At 74.8% G+C, this 24405-nt stretch carries 20 protein-coding genes, 2 tRNA genes and 2 pseudogenes; 12 read left to right on the forward strand and 12 right to left on the reverse strand.

Annotation, left to right across the window (positions count from 1 at the left end; all coding sequences use genetic code 11):
• The first annotated feature begins 18 nt into the window (after positions 1–18).
• The 8 genes from POD19_RS11205 (at position 19) to POD19_RS11240 (ending at position 7973) form a co-directional block, all read left to right on the forward strand.
• Positions 19–567, forward strand: coding sequence for a hypothetical protein (locus POD19_RS11205; RefSeq protein WP_095353806.1), 549 nt, complete (start codon positions 19–21; stop codon positions 565–567).
• A 67-nt stretch (positions 568–634) separates the two neighbouring features.
• A tRNA-Lys gene (locus POD19_RS11210) sits at positions 635–707 on the forward strand.
• Positions 708–793: 86 nt separating this feature from the next.
• Positions 794–1282 carry a thioredoxin-dependent thiol peroxidase gene (bcp, locus tag POD19_RS11215; protein WP_010078986.1) on the forward strand — a complete coding sequence of 163 codons (489 nt, stop codon included), beginning with the start codon at positions 794–796 and terminating at the stop codon, positions 1280–1282.
• A gap of 67 nt (positions 1283–1349) precedes the next feature.
• A tRNA-Leu gene (locus POD19_RS11220) sits at positions 1350–1430 on the forward strand.
• A gap of 48 nt (positions 1431–1478) precedes the next feature.
• The gene (locus POD19_RS11225) at positions 1479–2834 is read left to right on the forward strand and encodes an ABC transporter substrate-binding protein (protein WP_340309475.1); all 1356 of its coding nucleotides are present in this window, start codon (positions 1479–1481) and stop codon (positions 2832–2834) included.
• A complete protein-coding gene (locus POD19_RS11230) occupies positions 2759–3142 on the forward strand; it encodes a hypothetical protein (RefSeq protein ID WP_267714127.1) in 384 nt (127 codons plus the stop codon). Before POD19_RS11225 ends, POD19_RS11230 begins: the two co-directional genes overlap by 76 nt.
• Before the next feature lie 99 nt (positions 3143–3241).
• Positions 3242–4732: a malate:quinone oxidoreductase gene (locus POD19_RS11235; RefSeq protein WP_241252040.1), complete on the forward strand. Its 1491-nt coding sequence runs from the start codon at positions 3242–3244 to the stop codon at positions 4730–4732.
• A gap of 7 nt (positions 4733–4739) precedes the next feature.
• Positions 4740–7973, forward strand: a complete 3234-nt coding sequence (locus tag POD19_RS11240) for an efflux RND transporter permease subunit (RefSeq protein ID WP_340309476.1) — start codon at positions 4740–4742, stop codon at positions 7971–7973.
• A gap of 46 nt (positions 7974–8019) precedes the next feature.
• On the opposite strand, the gene POD19_RS11245 is transcribed toward POD19_RS11240, so the two are convergent.
• Both POD19_RS11245 and POD19_RS11250 read right to left on the reverse strand, forming a co-directional pair.
• Positions 8020–11064: an AAA family ATPase gene (locus tag POD19_RS11245; RefSeq protein WP_119217399.1), complete on the reverse strand. Its 3045-nt coding sequence runs from the start codon at positions 11062–11064 to the stop codon at positions 8020–8022.
• Complete coding sequence (locus tag POD19_RS11250) at positions 11061–12284, reverse strand: exonuclease SbcCD subunit D (protein ID WP_069941941.1); 1224 nt, start codon at positions 12282–12284, stop codon at positions 11061–11063. Before POD19_RS11250 ends, POD19_RS11245 begins: the two co-directional genes overlap by 4 nt.
• A gap of 66 nt (positions 12285–12350) precedes the next feature.
• Between POD19_RS11250 and POD19_RS11255 the strand changes: the two genes are divergently transcribed.
• Positions 12351–13505 (forward strand): ADP-ribosylglycohydrolase family protein, encoded by a 1155-nt coding sequence (locus POD19_RS11255; RefSeq protein ID WP_049145222.1) that lies wholly within the window; start codon positions 12351–12353, stop codon positions 13503–13505.
• A 5-nt stretch (positions 13506–13510) separates the two neighbouring features.
• Here the strand turns inward: POD19_RS11255 and POD19_RS11260 are convergent.
• The 8 genes and pseudogenes from POD19_RS11260 to clpS form a co-directional block, all read right to left on the reverse strand.
• Positions 13511–14654, reverse strand: a pseudogene (locus POD19_RS11260) (exonuclease domain-containing protein).
• Entirely contained in the window at positions 14651–15340 is a 690-nt protein-coding gene (locus POD19_RS11265; RefSeq protein WP_044659188.1) for a non-canonical purine NTP pyrophosphatase, read from the reverse strand. Before POD19_RS11265 ends, POD19_RS11260 begins: the two are co-directional and overlap by 4 nt.
• Positions 15337–16101, reverse strand: a complete 765-nt coding sequence (gene rph, locus POD19_RS11270; protein WP_144818326.1) for a ribonuclease PH — start codon at positions 16099–16101, stop codon at positions 15337–15339. The genes POD19_RS11265 and rph overlap by 4 nt, the downstream gene beginning before the upstream one ends.
• Positions 16102–16123: 22 nt before the next feature.
• The gene (locus tag POD19_RS11275; RefSeq protein WP_144818324.1) at positions 16124–16939 is read right to left on the reverse strand and encodes an MBL fold metallo-hydrolase; all 816 of its coding nucleotides are present in this window, start codon (positions 16937–16939) and stop codon (positions 16124–16126) included.
• Complete coding sequence (gene murI / locus POD19_RS11280; RefSeq protein WP_036313006.1) at positions 16936–17868, reverse strand: glutamate racemase; 933 nt, start codon at positions 17866–17868, stop codon at positions 16936–16938. The genes POD19_RS11275 and murI overlap by 4 nt, the downstream gene beginning before the upstream one ends.
• A complete protein-coding gene (locus POD19_RS11285; RefSeq protein ID WP_340309477.1) occupies positions 17865–18392 on the reverse strand; it encodes a DUF2017 family protein in 528 nt (175 codons plus the stop codon). The genes murI and POD19_RS11285 overlap by 4 nt, the downstream gene beginning before the upstream one ends.
• Complete coding sequence (locus POD19_RS11290) at positions 18332–18631, reverse strand: DUF2017 family protein (protein WP_340309478.1); 300 nt, start codon at positions 18629–18631, stop codon at positions 18332–18334. Before POD19_RS11290 ends, POD19_RS11285 begins: the two co-directional genes overlap by 61 nt.
• 8 nt (positions 18632–18639) lie before the next feature.
• Complete coding sequence (gene clpS / locus POD19_RS11295) at positions 18640–19002, reverse strand: ATP-dependent Clp protease adapter ClpS (RefSeq protein WP_002857236.1); 363 nt, start codon at positions 19000–19002, stop codon at positions 18640–18642.
• A 64-nt stretch (positions 19003–19066) separates the two neighbouring features.
• Between clpS and POD19_RS11300 the strand changes: the two are divergent.
• The 3 genes and pseudogenes from POD19_RS11300 to POD19_RS11310 all read left to right on the forward strand — a co-directional run bounded on the left by POD19_RS11300 (position 19067) and on the right by POD19_RS11310 (position 21716).
• Positions 19067–20418: pseudogene (locus POD19_RS11300) on the forward strand (nicotinate phosphoribosyltransferase).
• A gap of 3 nt (positions 20419–20421) precedes the next feature.
• Positions 20422–21105, forward strand: a complete 684-nt coding sequence (locus POD19_RS11305; protein ID WP_144818322.1) for an isochorismatase family protein — start codon at positions 20422–20424, stop codon at positions 21103–21105.
• A gap of 272 nt (positions 21106–21377) precedes the next feature.
• Positions 21378–21716 (forward strand): GNAT family N-acetyltransferase, encoded by a 339-nt coding sequence (locus POD19_RS11310; protein ID WP_260849630.1) that lies wholly within the window; start codon positions 21378–21380, stop codon positions 21714–21716.
• Here POD19_RS11310 and POD19_RS11315 read toward each other — a convergent pair.
• The gene (locus POD19_RS11315; RefSeq protein WP_340309479.1) at positions 21629–23692 is read right to left on the reverse strand and encodes a heavy metal translocating P-type ATPase; all 2064 of its coding nucleotides are present in this window, start codon (positions 23690–23692) and stop codon (positions 21629–21631) included. The genes POD19_RS11310 and POD19_RS11315 overlap by 88 nt on opposite strands.
• 134 nt (positions 23693–23826) lie before the next feature.
• Positions 23827–24267 (reverse strand): hypothetical protein, encoded by a 441-nt coding sequence (locus tag POD19_RS11320; RefSeq protein ID WP_340309480.1) that lies wholly within the window; start codon positions 24265–24267, stop codon positions 23827–23829.
• Positions 24268–24405: the final 138 nt, after the last annotated feature.

Here is a 24405-nt window from a genome sequence, read left to right on the forward strand (position 1 = left end):
TCCGCGTACGTTGGGCCCATGGACACGCCCACCCTGCACAGACGGCTGCGCCGCGTCTTCGATGCGCGCGTGTTCAACCACGGCGACTACAACGTCGTCTACGGCCAGCCCTCGGGCTCCTCCTCCCCCCTCGTGATCGGCTACCGCCACCAGCCGCTCGAGATGCTGCTGTGCCCGTTCGACCCCACCTCCACCCCGGACGACCACGACCGCCGCGCGCCGGGCGTGGCCGAGGACGACCCGCACGGCCCGGTGACCGAGGCCTCCACGGACCGCGCCGACGTCGTCGAGGTGGGCCTGGCCAACGTGGCCACCGTGGCGGACACGGGCAGCGGCTATCAGGTGGAGACCGTCACGGGCTTCCGGACGTGGTTCGACGTCCCGGAGCACACGCGGGTGCCGGTGGGCGACCTCACGGAGGACGGCACCGCGGAGCTCGACCAGGCCGAGGACGCCACCGACTTCCACGCCTTCATGACCGCCTTCATGGACGAACTGGACCGCCTCTACGCGACCCCGGAGACGGACGCGACGGACGTCACGCCCCCCGATTTGCGCGGCGTCTGAAACCCCTGGTAGGGTTTCACCTCGTTGCACGGCGCACCGGAGAGATCCGAGAGGCGGTGCGGCACCTGCACCTCTAGCTCAACCGGTAGAGCATCTGACTCTTAATCAGCAGGTTCCGGGTTCGAGTCCCGGGGGGTGCACCCACCGAAGCGAAGGCCCCGTCTCCACGGAGACGGGGCCTTCGTCGTCCCCGCTCCCCGCCCGGGCCCACCGTAGGCTGGGGCCCATGACCGACACGACCCAGCACCGCCTCCAGCCCGGCGACACGGCACCCGCGTTCACCCTCCAGGACCAGGAGGGCCGGCCCGTCTCGCTGCGCGACAGCGCGGGCAAGCACACGATCGTCTACTTCTACCCGGCCGCGTCCACGCCCGGCTGCACCACGCAGGCCTGCGACTTCCGGGACAGCCTCGCCTCCCTGACCGCGGCCGGCTACGTCGTCCTGGGGATCTCCCCCGACCCGATCGGCAAGATCATCCGGTTCGCCGAGCAGGAGGGCCTGACGTTCCCCCTGCTCTCGGACGAGGACCACGCGGTGGCCGAGGCCTACGGCGCCTGGGGTGAGAAGAAGAACTACGGGCGGACCTTCGAGGGTCTGATCCGCTCCACGATCGTCGTCGGCCCGGACGGGAAGGTCACCCACGCGCAGTACAACGTGAAGGCGACCGGCCACGTGGCCCGACTGCGCCGCACCCTCGGCCTCGACGAGGCCTGATCCGCGCCCGCCGCGCCCGGGCGCCGCACGGTAGGATCGGGCCTCGCCCCGCCCGCGCGGGGTGTGCGCGGGCGTGGCGGAACTGGTAGACGCGCTGGATTTAGGTTCCAGTGTCCTGGACGTGGGGGTTCGAGTCCCCCCGCCCGCACTCCCCGGACCCGCCCGACCCCGACGTCACCCGCCACAGGAGGCCGCCATGCAGCCCACTCGCCGCGCCTTCCTCGGCGGGGGCCTGGGCCTGCTCGGCCTGGGCGTGGCCGGCTGCGCGACGTCGCCCGCGGCGCCGTCCTCCGCCGCCCCGACCTCCTCGGGCCCGAGCCGGCTGCTCGTGGTCGGCGCCCCGGCGCGGGCGCTGACGCGGGATCCGGCCCGCGCGCTGGACGTCGAGTCCTTCCGTCTGATCCGCCAGGTCTTCGAGACGCTGCTCGGCGTGGACGCGGACACCGGCGCCCCCACGCCCCGCCTCGCCGAGCGGCACGAGGAGTCCGACGGCGGCCGCCTCCACACGTTCCACCTGGTCTCCGGGGTGGTGTTCGACGACGGCGAGCCGTGCGACGCCGCCGCCGTGGTCGCGAACATCGAGCGGTGGGCCGCCGCCCCCGCGCCCGTGGACGGGACCGTCGCCCCGCCCTCCTCGTTCGTCTCGGCCTTCGGCGGATACGCCGGGGACGCGGACTCCGCCTTCGCCGGCGTCGAGGCCCGCGGAGAGCTCGAGGTGCGGCTGCGCCTGCACTCCCCCCGCCGTCACCTCGCGGCCGCGCTGGCCTCGCCGGCCTTCGCGATCTCCTCGCCGGCCTCGTGGGACCGCACGGTCGACGTGGACGGCTCCGAGGTCACCACCCCCGCCGGCACCGGCCCCTACCGCTGGGCCGACGCCGCGGAGACCGCCGAGCTCACGCGCGCCCACCCGGGCGCCTCGGGCGCGACGATCCTGGTCCCCAGCGCCCGCCACCGCGGCTCCGATCCGGCGGCGTACCCGGTGGCCGTGCAGGCGTGGGGTCGGGCCTCCGTGCGCCTGCGGGAGCTGCGGCGCGGCACGGCGGATGTGATCGACGTCGTCGCCCCCGGCCAGCTGCGCCCCCTCGTCGAGGCCGGCACCCAGGTGCTGCCCCGGGACCCCCTGGGCGTGCTCTACGTGGGCATGAACCTGGACCACCCGCGCGTGCGCTCGCAGTACCTGCGCCAGGCGATCGCGTACGCGGTGGACCGCCCGCGCATCGCCGGCAGCGACGTCTTCCTCGAGGGCACCCGCCTGGCCCACGACCTCGTCCCCCCTCCCTCGGCGTCGGCGACGAGGAGGCGCGGCGCTACGACGTCAACCCGGGCCGGGCCCGCGAGTTCCTCGGCCTGGCGGGATACGACGGGGAGCCGTTGGAGTTCCTCTACCCGGCCGGCACGGCCCGCCCCTCCCTGCCCGAGCCGGAGCGGGTCTACGCGATGGTCGCCCGCGACCTCGGCGCGGTGGGGATGCACATCGTGCCCGTGCCCGTGCCGGAGGACCAGGACTACCTGCACGCCGTCGTCTCCCGACCCACCCGAGCCCTGCACCTGATGGGCCGCACCGGCGACTACCGCGACCCGCACGCGTTCCTCGAGCCCTTCGCGCGCTCGGGCCGCGCCGAGACCGGCTACCGCAACCCGCGCGTCGTCGAGGACGTGGACGCGGCCGCGGCCGAGACCGACGACGACGCGCGCCGCGCCCTGTTCCGCCGCGTCGTCCGGGCCATGGCCCTCGACCTGCCGGCGCTGCCGCTGGTCTATCCGATCTCGGCCCTGGCCACCGGCCCGCGCGTGGCCTCCTACCCGACGTCGCCGCAGCTGGACGAGCCCTTCTCGCGCGTCAGGCTGACCGAAGGCTGAACGCACCGGTAGTACAGTGGGAGATCACGGCGCCCGGCCCGACCGCCACTGCTCGGCCTGGTCGCACTGCGCCCACCCGCCGTCGTTCTGCTTCAGGAGTTGACCGTGCCCACCACCTCGTCCACCGCCACCCACGACGTCGTCCTGATCGGCGGCGGCATCATGAGCGCCACCCTGGGCGTGCTGCTGCAGAAGCTCGAGCCCACCTGGTCCATCGCCCTGTACGAGAGCCTCGACCAGGCCGGCCTGGAGTCCTCCGACCCGTGGAACAACGCGGGCACCGGCCACGCCGCCCTCTGCGAGCTGAACTACTCGCCCATGGACAAGAACGGCCGGGTGGACGTCACCAAGGCGCTGGGCATCAACGAGCAGTTCTGGACCACCCGCCAGTTCTGGTCCTCCCTGGTGGCGGACGGCACGCTCAAGGACCCCAAGTCCTTCATCAACCCGCTGCCGCACATGTCCTTCGTGTGGGGTGACGACCACGCGGACTACCTCCGCGCCCGCTACGAGGCCATGTCCGCCCAGCCGCTGTTCGCTGGCATGGAGCACAGCGAGGACCCGGAGCAGATCCGCGCCTGGGCCCCGCTGCTGATCGAGGGCCGTGAGCCGGGCCAGCGCCTGGCGGCGTCCCGCAACACCGGCGGCACCGACGTGGACTTCGGCTCCCTCACCCGCCAGCTCATCACGGCCATGGCCGGCGCCGGCGCCGAGGTGCGCTTCGGTCACAAGGTCACCGGGCTCACCCGCGGCACGGACGGCCGCTGGGAGGTCAAGGTCAAGAACAAGGCCGCCGGCTCCGAGCTCGTGGACCGCGCCCGCTTCGTCTTCGTCGGTGCCGGCGGCGGCGCCCTGCCCCTGCTGCAGAAGTCCGGCATCCCCGAGGCCAAGGGCTTCGGCGGCTTCCCGGTCTCCGGCCAGTTCCTGCGCTGCACGGACGAGTCCGTGGTCAACCAGCACATGGCCAAGGTGTACGGCCAGGCCGCCGTCGGCGCCCCGCCGATGTCCGTGCCCCACCTGGACACCCGCTTCGTCAACGGCAAGCGCTCCCTGCTGTTCGGCCCCTACGCCGGGTTCTCCACGAACTTCCTCAAGACCGGCTCCTACCTGGACCTGCCGCTGTCCGTGCGCCCGCACAACCTCAGCACGATGCTGGACGTGGCCAAGGACAACATGGACCTGACCAAGTACCTCGTGACCGAGGTGCTGAAGTCCCGGGACAAGAAGATCGACGCGCTGCACGAGTTCTACCCGGAGGCCGACGGCGGCGAGTGGGAGCTGATCACCGCGGGCCAGCGCGTGCAGGTGATGAAGCGCAAGGGCCGCTTCGGCGGCGTCCTGCAGTTCGGCACCGAGGTCGTCACGCACGCGGACGGCTCGCTCGGCGGCCTGCTCGGCGCCTCGCCGGGCGCCTCCACCGCGGCCCCCATCATGGTGAAGCTGCTCGAGCGCTGCTTCCCCGCGAAGATGGCCGGCTGGGACGGCACGCTCAAGGAGCTCATCCCGTCCCTGGGCCACACGCTCAACGACGACCCGGCGCTGCTGGACGAGGTCCGCACCGTCACGGACGCCGCACTGAAGCTGGCCTGACGCCCCGATGGGAGCGCTCGCACGGTTCTCACTCGGTCGGCGGGCGCTCGTGGCGCTCGTCACCGTGTTCATCGCGGTGTTCGGCGTCCTCTCCGCCGGGCAGCTCAAGCGGGAGCTGATCCCCCCGCTCGAGCTGCCCGTCATCTCCGTCTCGACGCTCTACCCGGGGGCGTCCCCCGAGGTCGTGGACGCTCAGGTGGGCGAGCCCCTCGAGACGGCCCTGCAGGCCGTGGAGGGGCTCGAATCCTCGCGGTCCACGTCGCAGTCCGGCTTCAACGCGGTCCAGCTGGAGTTCGCCTACGGCACAGACCTGAACCGGGCCCGGTCCCAGGTGGACCGCGTGGTGGCCAACCTGGGGCCGCAGCTGCCGGAGGAGGCGGAGACCTCGTCCTTCGCGGGCTCCGTCTCCGACTTCCCGGTGGTCTTCCTCGCCCTGTCCGGGGACGAGGACCTCAACACCCTGCGCCGCCGCGCCGAGGACGTCCTGGCCCCGCGGCTGCAGAAGATCGACGGCGTCCGTGGCGCCGACGTCCTCGGCGGCACGGACGAGAACGTCTCCGTGGTCCCGGACCCGGCCGCGCTCGCCGCCGCCGGGCTGACCACCTCCGACATCACCGACGCACTCGAGGAGAACGCCGGCCTCTTCCCCGTCGGCCAGGTCACCGAGGGGGCGACCACCTATCCCGTCCAGGCGGGCGCCGCCGTCGAGGACCTCGAGGGCCTGCGCGGGATCGTCGTCGCTCCCTCCGGCGACGGCGAACCGCGCACCCTGGACGAGGTCGCCGACGTCACCCTCGTGGCCGCGGCCCCCACGTCCCTGACCCGCACCGACGGGGTGCCGACGCTGTCCGTCTCCGTGACCGCGACCCCGGACGCCGACCTCGTGGCGGTCTCGCAGGCCGTGCGCGACGCCCTGCCGGAGCTGGCGTCCCTGGTCGGCGGCGGCGCGGACCTGACCGTGGTGTTCGACCAGGCCCCGTTCATCCAGCAGTCCATCGACACGCTGTTCCAGGAGGGCCTGCTGGGCCTGGCGTTCGCCGTGCTGGTGATCGCCGTGTTCCTGCTCTCGGTGCGCTCCACCCTCGTCACCGCCGTGTCCATTCCGCTGTCCCTGCTGGCCGCCCTCATCGGGGTGGCGGCCTTCGGCTACTCCCTCAACACGCTGACGCTCGGGGCGCTGACGATCTCGATCGGCCGAGTCGTGGACGACGCGATCGTGGTGGTGGAGAACATCCGCCGGCACCTCGGCCTGGGTGCCGACTGGCGCACCGCGATCCTGGACGGCACGCGCGAGGTCGCCACCGCGATCACCGCCTCCACCCTCGTCTCCGTGGCCGTGTTCCTGCCCATCGCCTTCGTGGGCGGCCTGGCCGGCGAGCTGTTCCGGCCCTTCGCCGTGACCGCCACGGTCGCCCTGCTGGCCTCCCTCGTCGTCGCCCTGACGATCGTGCCGGTGCTGTGCTGGTGGTTCCTGCGCTCCCCGCGGCGCGGGGCCGAGACCACGGCCGCGCCCGCCGTCCCCGGCGACCGGCCCGTGGCGGCCGGCGGATGGCTCACCCGGGCCTACCGCCCGGTGCTGCGCTGGACACAGCGGCACACCGTGGTCACCCTCGCCGCCGCCCTGGCGCTGCTGGCCGGCACGGCCGCGCTGGTCCCGCTGATCCCCACGAACCTCCTGGGCGACTCGGGACAGAACTCGTTCGTCGTCACGGCGGAGCAGGAGCCGGGGGCGTCGCTGGAGACGACGGCCGCCGCCGCCGAGCGCATCGAGCGGGTGCTGCTGGACACCGACGGCGTCGAGACGGTCCAGTGGACGGCCGGCACCGCCGCCGGTCCGATGGGGGCCTTCGGCGGCTCCTCGGCGGACCGGGCGCGGTTCACGGTGGTGACCGACCCGGATGCGGACCAGGTGGCCCTTCAGGACGGGGTGCGCGCCGAGCTCACGGGTCTCGACGGCGTGGGCGACGTGTCCGTCTCCACGCAGCAGGGGCCGAGCGGCGGCCAGGACATCGAGGTGTCCGTCTCCGCCCCCGACCCGCAGGCCCTCACCGCGGCCGCCGATCAGGTCGCCGAGGCGCTGCGGCCCGTCGAGGGTGCCCGCGAGGTGACGACGCCGGCCTCGGACCTGCGCCCGACGTTCCAGGTGGACGTGGACACCGTCGCCGCCGCCCGGCTCGGCCTGACCGAGGAGGCGGTGGCCGGCCAGGCCGCCGCCGCCCTGCAGGCCGTGCCCGTGGGCGAGGTCCGCTTCGGGTTCGAGAGCTTCGCGGTGCAGCTGGGTGACCCGGAGCCGGTCGAGTCCCTCGACGCCCTGCGCCAGGTGCCCGTGGAGACGGCCGAGGGGCCCGTGCCGCTGGGGGACCTCGCCGAGGTCTCGCGGATGTCCGTACCTGCCCGGGTGACGTCCTCGAACGGCGAGCGGACCGCCGTCGTCACGGTGACCCCGGACGACGAGGACCTCGGGGCCGTCTCGCGCCGGGTCACGCAGGCCGTGGCGGAGCTGGACCTGCCCGAGGGCGTCACCGCGGCCGTGGGCGGCGCGGCGGAGCAGCAGGCGCAGACGTTCCGGGACCTCGGGCTGGCGCTGCTGGCCGCCGTGGCGACCGTGTACGTCGTGATGGTGGCGACGTTCAACTCGCTGCGCCAGCCGCTCGTGCTGCTCGTGTCGATCCCCTTCGCCGCCACGGGCGTGTTCCTGGCGCTGCTGGCCACCGGCACGCCGCTGGGACTGTCCACGATGATCGGGCTGCTCATGCTGGTGGGCATCGTGGTGACGAACGCGATCGTGCTGATCGACCTGATCAACCAGTACCGCCGCGACCGCGGCATGACCTTGGACGAGGCGATCGAGGTGGGCGCGCTCAACCGCGTGCGCCCGGTGGTGATGACGGCCCTGGCCACCGTCCTGGCCATGACCCCGATGGCCCTGGGCGTCACGGGGCACGCGGGGTTCATCTCCCAGCCCCTCGCGGTGGCCGTGGTGGGCGGCCTGGTGTCCTCCACCCTGCTCACGCTCGTGCTCGTGCCCGTGCTGTACCGGCTCACCGAGGTCCGCGGGGAGCGCCGCCTGCAGGAGGAGCGCCGTGTCGCGGCCGAGCGGGAGGCGCAGCGCGTCGCGGCCGAGCGCGCGGCCGAGCAGGCGCGCCGGGCTGAGGAGCGTTGGGCGGCCCCGTCCGAGCTCGACGCCGGACGCCTCGGCCGACTCCGGCAGCGCCTCCGCCGGCGGTGGCGCCGGGCCTGACCGCCCGCCCGGCGCGGGCCGGGGCGGCGGGGCGCACCCCCGCCGCTCAGGCGCCGTCGTGCACCGCGAGGCTCGAGCCGCGCCGGTCCTTGCGCACCTCGAGGCGCACGCCGATCTCCTGCCTCATCCGTTCGACGTGGGAGACGAGGCCCACGGTCCGGCCACCGGTCCGCAGGGTGTCCACGACGTCCAGGACGTCGTCGAGGGTGTCCGCGTCGAGCGAGCCGAAGCCCTCGTCCACGAAGAGCGTGTCCAGTTCGATGCCGCCGGCTTCGGCCTGCACGGTGTCCGCGAGCCCCAGGGCGAGGGCGAGGGAGGCCATGAAGGTCTCGCCGCCCGAGAGCGTGGCCGGGTGGCGCGTCTCGTCCACGTAGTGGTCCCGGATGACGAGTTCGAGGCCCTTGTTCCCGCGCCCGCCCACGGCGTCGGAGTACTCGATCGAATACCGCTGGTCCGTCATGGCGAGCAGACGCTCGGTGGCCGCGGCGGCGACCTCCTCGAGCCGCCCGGCGAGGACGTAGCTCGTCAGGGGCATCTTGAGCAGGTTCTCCCCGCCGCCGCGGACGAGGTCGAGCAGCCCCCGCACCCGCGTGTGCTCGGCGATGAGCCCGGCGGACCGCTCCAGGACCTCGGTCAGGGCGGCTGACTGGCGGCGCACCGTGGCGACGAGTGAATCGAGTCGCCCGACCGCCGTCGCCCGGGACGAGCTCGCGGCCTCGGCCGCGGCGAGCGCCTCGGCGGCGGCGCGGGTCTGCTCCTCGGTCGGCGGCTCGACGCCCGCCTCGGCGAGGGCGCGGCCCCGGCGGACGGGCTCGCTCGCCTCGAGCTCGGCGAGGCGGGCCCGTTCGGCGTGCCACTCCTGCACGGCGGCCGTGCGCGCGGCGGCCTCCGTCTCCTCGAGGCGGGCCGCGCGCGCCGCGTCGACGTCGTCGAAGTGCTGTTCGGCCAGCGCGGCGGTGAGCGCCTGGTCGGTCTCGTCGGCGACCGCCCGGGCGCGCGCGTCCTCGTCCTGCGCCGCAGCGAGGGCGGCCAGGACCCGGCGTGCGGCGGTGACCTGGTCGCGGCGGGCGTCGAGGGTCTCGGCGTCACCGCGGGCGGCCTCGACGGCGTCCCGCAGCTCGGTCAGCCGGGCGGCACGGTGGGCGGCGGCCTCGGCGAGCCGACCGTCCTCGGCCGCGAGCGCGGCGGCGGTCTCGTCGGCCCCGGCGAGCGTCTTCTCGGCGGCGGTCAGCCGCCGGCGGTCCGCGGCGAGGTCCTTCGCCGCCTGGTCCAGCGCGGCCCGTTCGGCCTCGGCGCGCTCGAGCGCCTCCCGCGCGGCCTCGGGTGCGAGCCCGGCGGCGGCCTCGCGCGCCGTGCGGAGGGTCTGCTCGGCGGCGCGCAGGGCGGTCTCGGCGTCGGTCGCGGCCCGGTCGGCCGCGGTCCGGGCCTGCTCGGCGTCCCGCACGTCCGCCTCGGTCACCGTGGTGTCCGCGGTGGCGGCCGGGGCCGGGTGCTCGGGCGAGCCGCACACGGCGCACGGCTCGCCGGGCACGAGCCGCTCCGCCAGTTCGGAGGCGGCCTGCTCGTACCGGGCACGCAGCAGACCGACGTGCCGTTCGGCGGCCTCGCGTCGCCGCTCCTGTGCCTCCCGGTGGGCCCGGGCCGCGGTCTCTGCCTCGACGGCGCGGGCGGCCGCGGCCTCGGCGGCCGTGCGGCGAGCGGCGGCCTCGGACACGGCGCGGTCCACGGCCTCCCGGGCGCCGAGACGCTCGGTGCCGCGTTCGACGGCCGCGCGGTGTGCCGCGACGGCCGCCTCACGCTCGGGGCGGGACTCGACCAGGGCGGCGCGGTCGCGGCCGATCTCGGCCCGACGCTCCGCCGCGGCGGCCGCCTCCTGCTCCAGCTCGCCCATCCGGGCACGGTCCTGGACGGCGCGTGCCACCGCCTCCGCGGCGCGCTCGGCCTCCCCCAGCGCCTGGCGGGAGGCGGGCGCGTCGGCGGCCCCGTCCGCCCGGGCGGCGGCGAGCCACGCCGCCGCGGTCGGCTCGTCCTCGACGTGCGCCAGGGCCTCCGTCACCGTCTCCGACGCGGTGCCGGCGGCGTCCGCCGCCGCGGTGGCCCGCTGGGCGGCCGCGAGCACCCGCCCGGCGCGCTCATGGGCGTCGACGGCGCGGCGCCGCGCCGCGGCGGTCTCGGCCTCGGCGTCGTGGTCGCGTCGACGGCTCGCCCACGCCTCGGCCGCGGCCAGGTCCCGCCCGCGGGTCTCCAGCTCACGCGCCGTCACCCGGGCCCGCTGCTCCGCGGCGCGGGCCGTGGCGAGGTCGGCCCGCGCGTCCTCGTGGGCGCGACCTGCGCGCTCGGCGGCGAGGCCGAGCAGCCGGTCGTCCGTGTCCGGTGACGGCTCCGGCGCATGCCAGTCCGGGCCGAGCGCCTCGTGGAGCGCCTCGGCCAGCTGTGCCCGCGCGGTCCGGGCCACGTCCGCGTCCACGGCCACCGCGGTGTCCAGCCGGGCCGTCTCGACGCGCAGGTGCTCCTCGACGCCGTCGAAGCGCTGCGTGCCGAAGAGCCGCCGCAGCAGGACGCGGCGCTCATCCGACTTCGCGGTGAGGAACTGGGCGAACTGTCCCTGGGGCAGCAGGACCACCTGCATGAACTGCTCGGCGTCCAGGTGCAGGACGGCCGCGATCTGCTGGCCGACCTCGTCCGCCCGGGTGAGCGGCGCCGTCCATTCCCCGTCCACGCGTTCCCGCAGGGAGACCGTGGCCTGCGTGGTGACGGTGGCGCCGCCCGCCGCGCTGCGTCTCCGGCGGGGCCGCTCGTGCTTGGGCGAGCGGACCACCTCGAAGCGCCGGCCCTGCACGGTGAACTCGACCTGCACCTCGGGGATCACCGCGCCGGGCTCGCGCAGCGTGGTCACGAGCGACTCGGCCGACCGTCCGCCCGGCACGGTCCCGTAGAGGGCGAAGCACAGCGCGGCCAGCACCGTGGACTTGCCCGCGCCGGTGGGCCCGTCCAGCAGGAACAGGCCGCCCGCGTTGAGCCGGTCGAAGTCGACGTCCTGCGCCTGGGCGTAGGGCCCGAGCCCCTCCAGGCGCATCCGATGGATCCTCATGCGCGCACCTCCCCCGCGCGAGCGGCCTCGAGGGCGTCCCGCAGCAGGTCCTGCTCGGCCCCGCTGGCCGGCCGCTGCCGGACGTGGTCCACGAAACCGACCGCGAGCGCGTGGTCCGAGGGTGCCTGCCGCAGGACCTGGGCGTAGGTCCGCTCCCGGGCCCGCCTCCCGCCGGCCGGTTCGTGGCGGAAGACGAGCACGGAGGGGAACCGGGTCTTCAGGCGCTCCAGGGCCCGCTCGGGGCGTTCGTCGTCGGTGACGGTGACCTGCACCCAGCACTGCTCCGCCCACGCGAACTCCGGGGACTCCAGCAGGTCCTCGATCGGCCCGGACAGCACCGCCAGGCGCCGTCCGGCGTCCCAGTCCACGGCCTCGACGTCGGTGACGGCCCCGCCCGTGACGTGGACGAGCCAGCCGCCCTTGCGGTGGCCCGCCTCGGAGAAGGAGTACGGCAGCGGTGAGCCGGAGTACCGCACGTGCTCTGCCAGCCGCTGGCGGCCGTGCAGGTGGCCCAGGGCCGCGTAGTCGAGCCCGTCGAACACGGAGACCGGCACCTGCCCCAGCGTGCCCACCAGCATCTCGGGCGGGGCGTCCGGCTCGACGTGCTCGCCCTCGCCGATGTCCCGTTCGGACTCGGAGCCGTGGCCCCCGGCCGCGAACAGGTGGGCCAGCACGACGGCGGCCACCGGCTCCGGCGTCTCGGCGCGGCGGGCGGCCAGATCGGCGTGGACGCGGCGGACCGCCTCCGTCAGCACGGCCGTGTGGTGGGGCTCCACGCCCCAGGCCGGTCCCTGGTGGCGCGGTTCGAGGTAGGGGATGCCGTAGACGGCCACGGTCTGGCCCGCGCCGCCGTCGACCCCGGGCTCGGTGAGCAGCACGGGGCGGTCCAGCTCCGCCGCGTCCGCGCGCACGTGCACGCCCGCGGCCGCCAGGAGTCCGCCGCCGAAGCCGAGGCGCACCGCCGAGTCGTGGTTGCCGCTCGTGAGCACCACCTGGGCGCCGGCCGCGTGCAGCCGGGTGAGCGTCCGGTCCAGCAGCCGGACGGCGTCCGCCGGCGGCAGCGCGCGGTCGTACACGTCCCCGGCCAGCAGGACGGCGTCCACGCCGCGCTCCGTCACGGTCGCGACGAGGGCGTCCAGGACCTCCTCCTGGGCCTCGAGCAGCCCGGTGCCGTGGAACGACCGGCCCAGATGCCAGTCCGAGGTGTGCAGCAGGATCATGCGGCCCACTCTAGGGAGGGTGTGGACGGGATAAGCACGACGCGGTGCAGCTCGTACGATGGCGGCATGTCCGCCACCGCGCCCGAGCCCACCGCCTCCTCGTCCACGCCCCTGCCCGGCCCCGAGCACGCCGACCGGGTCCTGGCCCTCCTCGCGGCCGGTGCCGCCGGGGACGCGCTGGGCGGCGTCGTCGAGTTCACCCCCGCGTCGGGGATCGCGGCGGTGCACGGCCCCGCCGGCGTCACCGACGCCGCGGACCTGCTCGCCCAGGAGGGCGCCCACGCCCTGCCGATCACCGACGACACGCAGCTGACGCTGTACGTGCTCGACGGCCTGCTCGAGTGGATCGAGTGGCAGAACGACGGCGTCCCGGCCGATCCTGCGGCGTGCGTGTGGCTCGCGTGCCTGCGCTGGTTCGCCACGCAGGACGGCGCGCTGCCCGAGGGCGCTCCCCCGGCCCCGCCCCGCTGGATCGACGCGCACGCGGAGCTGAAGGTGCGCCGCGCGCCGGGCACCGCGTGCCTGACCGGGCTCGCCGAACCGGGGATGGGCCTGCCGGGCGACCCGCACAACCCGGGTTCGAAGGGCTGCGGGACGGTCATGCGCTCGGCCCCGTACGGGATGGTGCCGGGGCTCGAGGACCCGCACGTCGTGTCCCTCGCCCGCCAGGGGGCCGTCCTCACGCACGGCCACCCCACCGCGTGGGTCGCGGCGGGCGCGTACGCCCTCGTCATCGCGGCCCTGCTGCGCGGCCTGGACCTGGCCGCCGCGGTCGCGCACGCCCGCGCGTGGCTCGACGGCCTGGGCGAGGAGGCCGCGGAGACCCGCGCCGCCGTGACCGCGGCGGTCGACCTGGCCGGCACCGTCGACGCCGACCCCGGCGCCCCCGGCGCCCTCCCCACCGCGCTCGGCGAGGGCTGGGTCGCGGAGGAGGCCCTGGCGATCGCGCTGTATGCCGCGCTCACCGCGCAGGCGGTGCACCCGGCCGATCCGGCGGCGGCGCTCGCCCTGGCGCTGCGGATCGGCGTGAACCACGACGGCGACTCCGACTCCACGGCCTCGCTGGCCGGGCAGGTGCTCGGCGTGGCGCACGGCACCGCCGTGTTCGGTGCGCACGACCCCGCGGACCGCGCCGCGGCCGAGGCCTCCGTCCCGGGGTGGATCGCCGAGCGCGAGGTCGTCCTGGAGGCCGCCCGGCGCTGGAGCGCCGCGACCACCTGAGTGGTTCAGCGCGCGGCGTCCGGCCAGTTCCCGTCGAGCATCTGCAGGAACTCCCCCTCGGAGACCAGGGCGATGGCCTGCCCACGGTCCCGCCGGCGCAGGGCGTCCCGCGTCTTGCGGTGCGCCAGCGCCGTGGTCACGGCCTGCGGTGCCCCGTCCTCGGCGCGCGGGCGGTGCAGGTCCGCGGCCTCGAAGCCGTCCCCCACGACGAGCATCGTGGTGGCCGCGCCCACCCGGTTCGCGGTCTGCGCGCCGTGCGCGGCCGCGCGCGTCTTGGCACTCTGACGCGACATGCCGATGCCGCCCGTGAACACCACGGTCTGGCCGAACAGGGGGTGGCCCGGGTCGGCGGCCGGGTTCGGGAGCGGATTGACGCCCTCGTCCGGCCAGCGCATGAAGTCGGGCATGGCGCGTTCGTCCCGCAGCGGGACCCGCGCGTCGAAGACGCCCTCGGTACGCCGGGCCTGGCGGGTGGCCTTCGACTCGGCGCCCGATCCCGCCGCCCGGGGGGCGAGGACGCTGACGCTCAGCCCCTGGGCCCGCATCAGGCGGTCGACGCCGCGGCCGGCCGGCGCGTCGGTCAGCCCGGGCAGAATCTCCGCGTCGGCCGGCGGCGCCCCCAGCACGCGCCGGCCGATGTCCACGAGGATGGCCGCGCAGGCCTCGGCGTCGGCCAGTGCGTCGTGGTGGCGCCCCGGGGTGAACCCGGCCTCGCGCGCCGCGGAGGGCAGGGCGTACGAGGGCAGGTCGTAGACGCGGCGCGCCAGCACCAGGGTGCACACGAACTCCAGGCCCGGCACGTCCCGGCCGGAGACCTCGAGGCCGGACTCGATGACGCCGACGTCGAAGCCCGCGTTGTGCGCCGCGAGCACGTCCGTCCCCACGAAGTCCGCGAGCTCGTCGTACACCTGCGCGAACCGGGGGCGTCCAGGACGCGGTCCTCGGTGATGCCGTGGATGCGCACGTTGCGGGGATCGAACCGGTCGAAGCCGACGGGCGGACGGATCAGCCACTCGGCACGGTCCACCATGACCCCGTCCCGCACCGGACGGCGCCCACGGCGCACGGGGAGCCGCGGAAGCCGTTGGCGGTCTCGAAGTCGATCGCGGTGAAGTCCAGCCCCGGCACGGGGACGCGCCCGCCGCTCACGGGCGCGCGTCGAGCGCGTCCACCAGGTAGGGCAGCAGGGCGCGGAAGGCGTGCCCCCGGTGGCTGATCGCGTTCTTGTCCTCGGGGCTCAGCTGCGCGGTGGACACGTCCCGGCCCTCGGGCCGCAGGATCGGGTCGTAGCCGAAGCCGCCGTCCCCCACGGGCTCGCGCAGCAGCGTGCCGGGCAGGCGGCCGTGCTCGACGTGCTCGACGTGGATGGCCCGGGCGCCCGCGGCGTCCGGGCCGCTGGGGACCGCGAGCGCGGCGGCGCACACGAACTGGGCACCCCGATGCTCGTCCGGCACGTCGGCCAGCTGGGCCAGCAGCAGCTCGAGGTTGGCACGGTCGTCCCCGTGGCGCCCGGCCCAGCGGGCCGAGAAGATCCCGGGGGCGCCGTGCAGCACGTCCACGGCCAGACCGGAGTCGTCCGCGACGGCGATCAGCCCCGTGTGCGCGGCCACGGCGCGGGCCTTCTTCAGCGCGTTCTGGGCGAACGTGACGCCGTCCTCGACGACGTCCGGGGCGCCCACGGCGCCCGCGTCCACCACCGCGGCCTCCACGTCGAGGCCGGGCACGGCGCCGGCGAGCAGCTGCCGCAGCTCGCGCACCTTGCCCGCGTTGTGCGTGGCGAGCACGATGCGGGCGCCCTCCGGCAGGCCCGCCGACGAGGAGGCGGGCGCGCTCACGCCCGGTCCTCCGTGGCGGCGGCCAGGGTCTCGGCCTGGACGCGGGCCAGCTCACCCGTGCCGATCAGGGCCAGGTCCAGCAGGGTGTCCAGCTCGGCGCGGGTGAACGGCGCGCCCTCGGCGGTGCCCTGCACCTCCACGAACTCCCCGGCCCCGGTGACGACCACGTTCATGTCCGTCTCCGCCTTCACGTCCTCCACGTACGGCAGGTCGAGGACGGGCACCCAGTCCACGATGCCCACGGACACCGCGGCGACGGAGTCCTTGAGGACGGCGGCGCCCTTCGCGAGGATCCCCTCGCGCCGCGCCCAGGCCACCGCCTCGGCGAGGGCGACGTAGGCGCCCGTGATGGCGGCGGTGCGGGTGCCGCCGTCGGCGTCGAGGACGTCGCAGTCCAGGACGATGGTGTTCTCCCCCAGGGCGGACAGGTCGATGACGGCGCGCAGGGACCGGCCGATCAGGCGGGAGATCTCGTGGGTGCGCCCGCCGATCCGGCCCTTGACGGACTCGCGCTGGCTGCGCTCGTTGGTGGCCCGCGGGAGCATCGCGTACTCGGCGGTGACCCAGCCGGTCCCCTCGCCCTTGAGCCAGCGCGGCACGCCCTCGGTGAAGGAGGCGGTGCACAGCACGCGGGTGTTCCCGAACTCGATCAGGGCCGAGCCCTCCGCCTGCCGGGACCAGCCCCGGGTGATGGTGATGGGGCGCAGCTCGTCGACGGCGCGGCCGTCCGGGCGGGGGGCGGTGGGGGCGGGAGAGCTCATGGCCTCCAGTCTAGGCACGCCCTCAGACGCCGTAGCTCAGCCCCGAGACGGCGACGGCCAGCGGGCCGTCGTACACCTCGCGGGCCTCCTGGACGGCGCGCTGCGGATCGTTCCACACCGGCAGGTGCGTGAGCAGCAGCTTCCGGGCCCCGGCCTGCGCCGCCGTCTCGCCGGCCCGTCGGCCGGTCAGGTGGACGCCGTCGATGCCGTCGTCCCGGCCCTCGTGGAAGGCGGCCTCGCACAGGAACACGTCCGCGTCCCGCGCGGCCTCGACGAGCCCCTCACACGCGTCGGTGTCCCCGGAGTAGGTGAGCACGCGGGTGGTGACGTCGCCGTCGTCGTCGACGCGGTCCACCTCGACCCGGATCGCATAGGCCTCGTCGATGGGATGGCGCACGGGGACCGGGGTGAACCGGAACGGACCCAGCCGCTCGGTGCGGCCGGCGGCCCAGCACCGGAACTCGAAGTCCTGGTGCATCCCCGGCTCGGGGTCCATCCCGTACGCCTCGGCGATGCGGTCGGCGGTGCCGGCGGGCCCGTAGACGGGCAGCCGGCCGCGGCCCCAGCCGGCCGGGTTCCAGCGGATGGCCACGTGCATCCCGCACAGGTCCATGAAGTGGTCCGGGTGCAGGTGGGAGAGCAGGATGCCGTCCAGGTCCGCGAGCTCGACGTAGCGCTGCAGCACGCCGAGGGCGCCGTTGCCGAGGTCGAGCAGGATCCGCCACGTGCGCGGGGTGACGCCGTCCTCGGCCACGCCCTCCGCGGTGAGGAGGTAGCACGAGGCGGGCGAGCCCGGGCCGGGGAAGGACCCGGAGGCCCCGATGATGGTCAGCTTCACGTCACACCCTCCTGCTCGGCGCCCAGCCGCACGAAGGCCGCCGAGCGCGTCGGGACCGGCGCGGCCGCGGGGCGGGGCGCGCCGATCGTCTCCAGGCGTCGCACGGACTCGACCTCGGGTCCGAGGAAGCGGCGCGCGAGGGCCTGGAAGTGGTCGGGGTCGCCGGTGGCGGCGAAGCGGTGGCGAGTGGCCTGGCCGGAGCCCGCGGCCGAGTGGGGGTGCTCGAGGCCGAGGCGGACCAGTTCCCGGTAGAGGTCCTTGGCGGTCTCCTCCGCGGAGGAGACGAGCGTGACGTCCTCCCCCATCACGAGCGAGAGGGCGCCGGTCAGCAGCGGGTAGTGGGTGCATCCCAGCACGAGGGTGTCCACGCCCGCCGCGCGCAGCGGGGCCGTGTACTCCCGGGCGGTCTCCAGCAGTTCGGGGCCGGTGGTGATGCCGGCCTCCACGAACTCCACGAACCGCGGGCACGCGACCGAGGTGATCTCGAGGTGCGGGGCGGCCGAGAACGAGTCCTCGTAGGCGCGGGACCCGACGGTCGCCTCGGTGCCGATCACGCCGATCCGGCCCGTGCGGGTGGCGGCCACGGCGCGGCGCACGGCGGGCTGGATCACCTCGATCACGGGGATGCCGTGGCCTCCCGTGTAGCGCTCGCGGGCGTCGCGCAGCACGGCGGCCGACGCGGAGTTGCACGCGATCACGAGCGCCTTGACGCCGCGCGCGACGAGCTCGTCCATGATCGCCAGGGCGAGGGCCCGCACCTCGGCGATGGGCCGCGGGCCGTACGGCGAGTGCTCCGTGTCGCCCACGTAGAGGATGGACTCGTGGGGCAGCTGGTCCATGATCGCCCGGGCCACGGTCAGCCCGCCCACGCCCGAGTCGAACACGCCGATCGGCGCCGCGGCGTCCACGGCGGCGCGCTGGCCGCTCACTGCTCGCCCTCCGCGTCCCCGGCGCCCGGCGCGGACTCGTCCGCGCCCTCGGGCAGCTCGCTGAGCATCTCCGTCATGAGCGTCTCCAGCAGCCACGAGGTGAAGTTGTAGAGCAGGGCCATGGTGGACTCGACGTCCTCCGCGCTGCGCCAGTCGTCCACGGCGTGCACGCGGGCGGCGTCCTCCTCGGTCTCGACGCCCAGGCGGGCGGCGAGGACGAGGCGCACGTCGTTGAGCGCGCGGCCGAAGGCCGGCGCCTGGTCGTGCGGCACCTCCACGCGCGTCGAGCGCAGCAGCTCGAGGGCCAGGCGCGCGTCCGCGAGCTTCCCCTCCGACAGGGCGTCCTCGGTCAGGGCCCGGTGGGCGCCCTGTTCGGCGGCGCCGGCCTGGGGCATCGCATCCGGCAGGAGGCGTGCGACGGCCGGGTCGGTGGGGGCCGAACGCTGCGGCTCCGGGTCCTGGCTCAGGTGCAGCCCGGAGACCAGCCCCCAGAACGCGGCGTCGGACGCGTCCAGCCCAGCCACGGGGCCCGCGTCCTGCGCGGCGGACACGGACGGCGGCGCCGCCGGGGATCTTCGGGCGTGTCGACGCCGTCCTCGGCGGCCGGGGCCTCGGCGGGGTCCGCCTCGGCGGGGCGCACGTCCGCGCGTCGGCCCTCGAGCAGGGCGACGACGTCCCTGACCAGCCCGCGCAGCAGGCGCACCTCCGGCAGCTCCAGCTGCGCCGTGTACCCCCGCCGCGTCCAGCGGAACCGTTCTGCCATGCCCCTCCTCAGTCCTCCGCCTGCTCCAGCGTGGCCCACAGCCCGTAGCCGTGCATCGCGCCCACGTGCAGCTCGGCCTTCTCCTTGGTGCCCGTCGCCACCACGGACCGGCCCCGCTCGTGGACCTCGAGCATGAGCCGCTGCGCCTTGGCCGCGGAGTAGCCGAAGTGGGTGCGGAACACGTAGGCGACGTAGCTCATCAGGTTCACCGGGTCGTTCCACACCACCACGTTCCACGGCCGGTCCCGGGCTGTGTCCTCGTGAGGCCGCTCCAGCAGGGCGGTGTCGGTGGCGCCGGCAGGGACGGACTCACCCGGCGCCGGACGCACGGCGCGCGGCGCGGACGGATCGTGGCGGGTCAGCACGGACATGCGCCCCAGTGTACGAGGCGGGCGGGCCAGGACCGGCCCCGCCACGGTCCACTAGGGTGGGCGCGTGAGCCAGAACCCCGTGCCCAGCGCCCCGCGGACCGCCGACGACTGGCAGATCCCCACGGCGCTGATGACCGACCACTACGAGCTGACCATGCTCCAGGCCGCGCTGAAGGCCGGCACCGCGCACCGCCGCTCCCGCTTCGAGCTGTTCACCCGACGCCTGCCCAGCGGCCGCCGCTACGGCGTGGTGGCCGGCGTGGGCCGCGCGCTGGAGGGCCTGTCCCGCTTCCGGTTCGACACGCCCGAGCTCGACTTCCTCGCGGACACCACCGCCCTCGACGACGCCACGCTGGCCTGGCTGGCCGACTACGAGTTCACGGGCGACATCGTGGGCTACGCCGAGGGCGAGGCCTACTTCCCGCACTCCCCCTCCTGCAGGTGGAGTCGACGTTCGCCGAGGCGTGCATCCTGGAGACCTACCTGCTCTCCATCTACAACTACGACTCCGCCGTGGCCTCCGCAGCCTCCCGCATGACGGCCGTCGCGGACGGCCGCCCGTGCGCCGAGATGGGCTCGCGCCGCACGCACGAGGAGTCCGCCGTGGCCGCCGCCCGCGCCGCGGCCATCGCGGGCTTCACCGCGACCTCGAACCTCGAGGCGGGCCGCCGGTACGGCATCCCGACCGTCGGCACCGCCGCCCACTCCTTCACCCTGCTGCACGATTCGGAGCGCGCCGCCTTCGAGGCCCAGGTCGCCGCGCTCGGGGCGGACACCACCCTCCTCGTGGACACGTATGACGTGGAGCAGGGCGTGCGCACCGCGGTCGAGGTGGCCGGCCCGGCCCTGCGGAACGTCCGGGTCGACTCCGGCGACCTCGTGATCCAGGCCCACCGCGTGCGCGAGCTGCTCGACGAGCTGGGCAACACCGAGACCGGGATCATGGTCACCTCGGACCTGGACGAGTACGCGATCGCCGCCCTGCGCTCCGCCCCCGTCAGCTCGTACGGCGTGGGCACGCGCCTGGTCACCGGGTCCGGCGCGCCCACCGCCTCCATGGTCTACAAGCTCGTGGCCCGCCAGGACGACGACGGCACGTGGGTGGACGTGGCCAAGGCCAGTTCCGGCAAGGCCAGCCGGGGCGGCCGCAAGGAGGCCGCGCGCCGCCGCGACCCGCGGGGCCGGGCCACCGCCGAGGTGATCGGCGTCAACCGCGGCGCCGCGCCCGACGCCGACGACCGTCCCCTGCTGCACCGTTTCGTGCACGCCGGCGAGCTGGCCGAGGGCTGGACCGGCCCCGAGGCCGTGACCCGCGCCGCCGAGCGGCACGCCGCCTCCCTGCGCGAGCTGCCCGCCTCGGTGGGCCGCCTGCAGCCGGGCGATCCCGCCATCCCGACCATCTTCCTGGAGGACTGACCCGTGGAGAACCTGAACCGCGCCCTGGTGATCGTGGACGTGCAGAACGACTTCTGCGAGGGCGGCGCCCTCGGTGTGACCGGCGGCGCCGCCGTCGCGGCCGGGGTCAGCGAGCACCTGGCCGAGCACGCGGACGCCTACGCGGCCGTGGCCGCCACGCGCGACTGGCACGTCGACCCGGGCACGCACTTCGCGGCGGCCACCGGTGCCGAGCCGGACTTCCGCACCACCTGGCCGGTGCACTGCGTGGCCGGCACCGCCGGCGCCGAGCTGCACCCCGACCTGGACGACGAGCACCTCGACGCCGAGTTCCTCAAGGGCCTGCACACGGACGCCTACTCCGGCTTCGACGGCGCCCTCGGTGAGCCCGACGCCGTCCCGACCGGGGCCGCGGGCGAGCGCCCCTCCGGGACCGTCGGCCCGTACGGGGCCACCGCCGTGGCCGCGGCCGCCGTCGAGTCCGGCGCCCCCGGCCTCGACGAGTGGCTCCGTGAGCAGGGCGTGGACGCGATCACCGTGGTGGGCATCGCCACGGACCACTGCGTGCGCGCCACCGTGCTCGACGCCCTCGACGCCGGCTACGAGGTCACCGTGCTGACCGACCTGGTGGCCGGCGTCGACGAGGCGGCCGCCCAGGCCGCGCTCCACGAGATGGAGGCCGCCGGGGCCATCCTGGCGACCTCGTGAGCGGGTTCGGCCCTGAGCGGCACCGGCGTCGCCTCTGAGGCGCCGCACGCCGAGACAGTGACGGATGTCACTCGATGCGGCATGATGGAGGCACGCGGCCCCGGCGGGCGTGCCGGAGCCGGTGCCCGACGCAGACGAGGAGAGCAGCCATGACCGACTCCCCCATCGCCGCAGACCGGGACGGCATCCGCTACCTCTCCGGGGCGATTCCGGCCGCCGACGACGTCCGCGCCCTCTACGACGCCGTGGGCTAGTCCGCCTACACGGCGGACATGGACACGCTCATGGGCGGGCTGCAGGGCTCGGCCACCGTGGTGACCGCCTTCGACGGCGGCCGTCTGGTCGGCCTGGCCCGCGTGGTCTCCGACGGCCACACCATCGCCTACCTGCAGGACATCCTCGTGGATCCGGGGCACCAGCGCCGCGGCATCGCCTCCGAGCTGCTGCGCCGCGTCTTCGCCCGGTTCGGCCAGGTGCGTCAGCACGTGCTGCTCACGGACACCGAGGAGCGCCAGCGCGCCTTCTACGAGGCCCATGGATTCCGCGAGTCCCGTGACGTGGAGGGTGACGAGCTGCGCGCCTTCGTGCGCTTCCAGTCCCGGGACGGCTGAGCCCGGCGCTCAGGCCGGCACGGCCCGCCGCTCCCCCGGGCGGGGGCGGCGGCGAGATCGCCGAGCCGCTCGGCCTCGTGCGGGCCGGGCTTCATGGCGCGCAGCGCGTTGACGATGGCCACGACGTCCACGAGCTCCTGGAACAGCGCGCCGACCAGAGCCGGGATGGCGCCCGTGGCGGCGATGACCATCAGGACCAGGGAGAGCGCGATGCCGACCCAGATCGACTGCGTGGCCACCTGCAGGGTGCGCTGGCCGGCGGCCACGGCGACGGCGACCTTGGAGACGTCGTCGGCGAGCACCACCACGTCGGCGGACTCGGAGGCGGCGGTCGAGCCGCGGGCGCCCATGGCCACGCCCACGTCCGCGGCGGCGAGCACGGGGACGTCGTTGACGCCGTCGCCGACCATCATCACCGGGCGCTCCGGGCGCTCGGAGAGCAGGCGGACCTTGTCCGCGGGCAGCAGGTCCGCGTGGACCTCGTCGATGCCCGCCTCCCTGGCGATGTGCCGTCCGGTGGCCTCGGCGTCGCCGGTGAGCATGAGGACCTGTCGTGCGCCGAGGCGGTGGAGCGCCTGCACGGTGGCGGCGGACTCGGGGCGGATGCGGTCGGCCAGCAGCAGGACGCCGGCGAAGGCGCCGTCCACGGCCACGTAGACGGCGGACTGACCGGGGGCGAGGTCGGCGGTGACGGTGTCCGGGGCGGCCTGCGTGACGTAGGCGCGCTTGCCGACGACGACGCGCCGACCCTCGAGCACCGCCACGACCCCGTGGGTGGCCTCCTCCGTGGCATCCTGCGCGGTCGCCAGGGACAGCCCGCGCTCCTCGGCCGCCGCGCGGATGGCGTCGGCGAGCACGTGCACGGAGTACTGCTCGGCGGAGGCGGCCAGGCGCAGCAGCTCGTCCTGGGCGAAGCCGGCGGCCGGGCGCACGCCGACCAGCTCGGGGCGGCCGGCGGTGAGGGTGCCGGTCTTGTCGAAGCCCACGGTCTGCACGGAGCCGAGGGCCTCGATGGTCCCACCCGACTTCACGATCACCCCGGACGTGGCGGCGCGGGACATGCCGCCGAGGAAGGCCACCGGAGCGGCGATGAGCAGCGGACACGGCGTGGCCACCACGAGCACCTCGGCGAAGCGGACCGGGTCCTGGGACAGCCACCAGGCCAGGCCGGCGATCAGGTAGGCGACGGCGGTGAACGGCACGGCGTAGCGGTCGGCCAGGCGCACCATGGGGGCGCGGGACTCGGCCGCCTGCTGCACGAGGGAGACGATGGCCGCGTACTGCGAGTCGGCCGCGGAGGCGGTCGCCTCGAGCACGAAGGCGCGGGTGCCGTTGAGCGCGCCGGACATCACGGCCGAGCCGGTGCGGTGCGTGACGGGCAGGGACTCGCCGGTCAGGGAGGACTCGTCCAGGTCCACGGCGACCTCCCCGCCGTCCTCGGCGGAAGCCACGGTGCCGTCCACGGGAAGCACCTCGGCGGGACGCACCAGGAGCCGGTCGCCGGCACGCACCAGGAGCCGGTCGCCGGCACGCACCTCCTCCACCGGCACGTCCTCCACGGAGCCGTCCGGGCCCAGGCGATGCGCGCGCTGCGGGGCGCGGTCCAGCAGGGCGGACAGATCCCGCCGAGCGCGGCCGGCCGCGTAGTCCTCGAGGGCCTCCCCACCGGTGAGCATCAGGCAGACGAGCACGGCGGCGAGGTGCTCCCCCACCAGCACGGTGGCGACGATCGCGGTGACGGCGAGGATGTCCACACCCCAGTGCCCGCGCATCAGGTCCCTGACCATGCCCACCGAGGTCCACGCGGCCACCACCAGGGCATACGCCGAGGCGATCCAGCGCGCCGGATCCTCCGCCCCCGCCAGGTGCAGGCCGAGGGTGAGGGCGACGACGACCAGCGTCGCGAGCACCCACGGGTACCGCGCGGCGAAGCCGAGGACGGCGGGACGTGACGGGGACGGGGCGGACACGGGCATGGCGACTCCTGACATCGTGCCCCCATTCCAGCCCGTCCCCGTGCCGGGTGCCAGCCAGGGGAGGCGAACCTCAGACCGCCGCGTGCGGGCCTTCAGGCCAAGTCGGCGGAGCGCCTCGCTGACGGGATGGCATGTCACGCATCGCTTTCGGCAACATGCTCAACCATCTTTGCCCTCCTGAATGCAGAGTAAAATCCCCTCGCGCTATCTGCAAATGATTCATCCGAATTCCATGAATAGATGAAATAGTCAATATCAAGGAAATCATAGACCTCAGCAATGTCGCACTCATGCGGAGTTAAGCCCTCAGGCGCCAGCTGCTTAGCGCGGAACTCTATAGACGTTAGATCATCAATTGGCCGTGATGACGGCCATTGGCCGACACCAAAAGTCCCACCGCCGAAGAGTCGCCCCGCCACGCGCTCCGCCTGCCGGATCCACCGAGGCCGCTGCTGCGCTTCGGCAGCAGCAAGGGCCTTAATGAGGCAAGGGTCAATATTTTCACGCATACATATGGAATCGATTTGAGACCACGTCTTCTGTCCGATGTCCTTAATGGAGTAATCGATTTCCATTTGCACATCCGGACCGGACCGGGTGTTGAATCGCTGGAAAGATATCGCCAAAACGGAAGCGAACAGGGCTGTCCAGAGTGCAATAACAAGCTCCCTGACCGACGGAACCAGGACAGAGAAGTGCGGGTATACCAATAC

This window comes from Micrococcus sp. GPGPB33 (assembly GCF_037853785.1).
In the GTDB taxonomy this organism is placed as follows: domain Bacteria; phylum Actinomycetota; class Actinomycetes; order Actinomycetales; family Micrococcaceae; genus Micrococcus; species Micrococcus luteus.

What these genes read in the sequence shown, in the direction of transcription:
- POD19_RS11205 (WP_095353806.1), top strand. Translation starts at nt 19, where the DNA reads ATGGACACGCCCACCCTGCACAGACGGCTGCGCCGCGTCTTCGATGCG.
- bcp (WP_010078986.1), top strand. Translation starts at nt 794, where the DNA reads ATGACCGACACGACCCAGCACCGCCTCCAGCCCGGCGACACGGCACCC.
- POD19_RS11225 (WP_340309475.1), top strand. Translation starts at nt 1,479, where the DNA reads ATGCAGCCCACTCGCCGCGCCTTCCTCGGCGGGGGCCTGGGCCTGCTC.
- POD19_RS11240 (WP_340309476.1), top strand. Translation starts at nt 4,740, where the DNA reads ATGGGAGCGCTCGCACGGTTCTCACTCGGTCGGCGGGCGCTCGTGGCG.
- POD19_RS11245 (WP_119217399.1), bottom strand. Translation starts at nt 11,064, where the DNA reads ATGAGGATCCATCGGATGCGCCTGGAGGGGCTCGGGCCCTACGCCCAG.
- POD19_RS11250 (WP_069941941.1), bottom strand. Translation starts at nt 12,284, where the DNA reads ATGATCCTGCTGCACACCTCGGACTGGCATCTGGGCCGGTCGTTCCAC.
- POD19_RS11255 (WP_049145222.1), top strand. Translation starts at nt 12,351, where the DNA reads ATGTCCGCCACCGCGCCCGAGCCCACCGCCTCCTCGTCCACGCCCCTG.
- rph (WP_144818326.1), bottom strand. Translation starts at nt 16,101, where the DNA reads ATGAGCTCTCCCGCCCCCACCGCCCCCCGCCCGGACGGCCGCGCCGTC.
- POD19_RS11290 (WP_340309478.1), bottom strand. Translation starts at nt 18,631, where the DNA reads ATGGCAGAACGGTTCCGCTGGACGCGGCGGGGGTACACGGCGCAGCTG.
- clpS (WP_002857236.1), bottom strand. Translation starts at nt 19,002, where the DNA reads ATGTCCGTGCTGACCCGCCACGATCCGTCCGCGCCGCGCGCCGTGCGT.
- POD19_RS11310 (WP_260849630.1), top strand. Translation starts at nt 21,378, where the DNA reads ATGGACACGCTCATGGGCGGGCTGCAGGGCTCGGCCACCGTGGTGACC.
- POD19_RS11315 (WP_340309479.1), bottom strand. Translation starts at nt 23,692, where the DNA reads ATGCCCGTGTCCGCCCCGTCCCCGTCACGTCCCGCCGTCCTCGGCTTC.
- POD19_RS11320 (WP_340309480.1), bottom strand. Translation starts at nt 24,267, where the DNA reads ATGGAAATCGATTACTCCATTAAGGACATCGGACAGAAGACGTGGTCT.